The 2,337-nt window shown below is 37.5% G+C and carries 3 protein-coding genes; 2 read left to right on the plus strand and 1 reads right to left on the minus strand.

The window, feature by feature from the left end; all coding sequences use genetic code 11:
• Window positions 1-321: 321 nt before the first annotated feature.
• Entirely contained in the window at window positions 322-765 is a 444-nt protein-coding gene (locus EKG38_RS24650) for an Lrp/AsnC family transcriptional regulator (RefSeq protein ID WP_126523520.1), read from the minus strand.
• A gap of 122 nt (window positions 766-887) precedes the next feature.
• Here EKG38_RS24650 and EKG38_RS24655 point away from each other — a divergent pair, with 122 nt between their 5' ends.
• Together EKG38_RS24655 and EKG38_RS24660 are read left to right on the plus strand one after the other, a co-directional pair.
• Window positions 888-1,316 (plus strand): DUF2000 domain-containing protein, encoded by a 429-nt coding sequence (locus tag EKG38_RS24655; protein ID WP_126523521.1) that lies wholly within the window; start codon window positions 888-890, stop codon window positions 1,314-1,316.
• Window positions 1,317-1,453: 137 nt separating this feature from the next.
• Window positions 1,454-2,062, plus strand: coding sequence for a LysE family translocator (locus EKG38_RS24660; RefSeq protein ID WP_126523522.1), 609 nt, complete (start codon window positions 1,454-1,456; stop codon window positions 2,060-2,062).
• Window positions 2,063-2,337: the final 275 nt, after the last annotated feature.

Here is a 2,337-nt window from a genome sequence, read left to right on the forward strand (position 1 = left end):
CTGAATAGTGATTAAAACTATTCAAAGGATTATGTATAAAAATAGATCCGTCATTTTCCCTTGGTAATTAGCAAACCGACAAAATCGGTTGGTAGTTAAGGTACGACATAATCGCTTGGTGATCACATTTAGTATCTTATGCATGTAACACGATTTTGGACAAAAACGCTTTACGCACTTCAAGCGATTCTTACTTTTCGGGTAACTTTCAGTATCCAAACAAAAAATAATCACCGTTTCTAGCAATGACCTTTTTGCTTGGTTTCGTACAAAACCGAGCGTTGCGCAACAAGTTTGATTAAAGTTACATTTTTTGTCTGATTATGCTCGTTCATCCTTTGTTGACTCCATAACCACATGAGTTGTAATCATAGCAACGTGAGGGAGCATTCCAAGGGTGTCTGAATGAAATGCTTTGTAGCTTTTTAAATCTGTAGTTTCTACACGTAATAAGTATTCAAATCCCCCCGTCACGTTATGACACTCCACAACTTCGTGTGATAGAGAAATAGCAACTTCAAAATTTTTCTGTGCTTCACTTGTATGCGTAGAAAGACCAACTGTAACGTATGCAACAAAGCCACGACCAAGTGCTTTGTAATCAAGTACTACACGATAGCCTTTAATGATTCCTTTACTCTCTAATTCTTGAACACGGCGTAAGCATGCTGATGCAGACAGTCCTATCTTTTGTGCCAGGTCTGAATTTGTGATTTTTCCATTTTTAGTTAACTCATGCAAGATTCTGTCGTTATACCTATCCATACATCACTTTTGTTGTGTAACTCCCCAGATCCTCACAATATACGCAAGCACATTTAGTGTAAAGCTATATATAGTAGATTCAACAATCACACTAGTCATACTTTAGCGAATAAAGTCAATCAATGAATAATCTACCAGATGAAACGAAAAAACGATTTGTGGCTATTCTGAATAAAAAAATGGATGTCGGGCGTACACTCAATGTTCTTGGTCACATTAGCGTCGGCTTGTCGAACTTGCTAACGCCTGATGATGCGGCTTATGTTGACTATACGGATCGGGACAACAATCTACACAAGAATATATCTCATTACCCATTTATCGTTTTGAAAGCAGACAACTCAAATAAGATTAGGAAGATGAGAGAAGAAGCTATTGCCCGGGGAATTAAATTCACAGTTATTACCCATACCATGATTGAGGGGGGCTCAATGGTACAGCAATATAAAACAAAGGAAACGCCAGAATTAGAACTGAATTACTTAGGGGTATGCCTATTTGGTGAAACTGAAGTAATTCGAGAGTTGACAAAGAAATTTAGCTTGTACTGATAGGCTAAATATTGCGGTTTGCCTCGTAAAAAACATTCATAGAAACTTGGGCGTTTATTTAGCTGAGGCTTCCGTGCGTCTAAGATATCAACTTAATGTTCGATATATTAATGTAAACATATTAAGAGGAAATAAGTTTGGAGTACGTGCTATCTGTTACATTATTTGCGATCTCTTCTTCAGTAACTCCTGGCCCCAATAACATAATGGTTATGACATCTGGCCTTAACTTTGGTGTACGAAAAAGCTTACCTTTACTAACAGGGATTAGTATTGGTTTTACGATAATGCTCCTGCTTGTCGGATTAGGATTTGGTCAACTATTTGAGCTATTTCCTCAGCTAACTTTGACCATAAAAATTGCTGGTACTACTTATTTGCTTTACTTGGCTTGGCTAATAGCTAGAAGCAGCAGAATTGATGTAGTAAATCAGCAAACTAAACAGTTTGGGTTTATAAAGGGGGCGCTATTTCAATGGGTAAATGCTAAAGCGTGGGTTGTTGCTATTGGGGCCATCTCATCATTTACCACTGTAGGTGAGCACTTTATATTTCAGAGTTTAACAATTGCTACCACCTTTTTCTTCATGTCATTTCCTTGTGTTGGTGTTTGGTTATTGTTCGGTTCACTGCTTAGCCATCATCTCGAAAAACCTACTTACTTACGTTGGTTTAATATATCGATGTCATTACTATTGGTCGTGTCAACGTTACCTGTTATTCGAAATATTTGGCAGCAGTTTTAACTTGTTATACTTAGTGCAATATAAAGCAAAAAAGGTGCATTCGGTCTAGAGTGTTTAATTATTCACTTTAGGTGCTCATATCAAAATACCATTTTTGATTATTTTTGGGAGTTTCCAAGCACTTCTGATTGACAGTCAGCCATTAGGAAAAGGGCTCTTCTCCGCTTACATGAGCTTGATATTTGGATAAAAAGTTGAATGGGTATCAGGGACTGATGTTTGTCTGATCTTGAGTTTGAAGTATTCAATGTCTCGTACCCCTCTTGCCCTTCGCC

Origin of the sequence: Shewanella canadensis, assembly GCF_003966225.1 — a bacterium.
GTDB classification, from domain to species: domain Bacteria; phylum Pseudomonadota; class Gammaproteobacteria; order Enterobacterales; family Shewanellaceae; genus Shewanella; species Shewanella canadensis.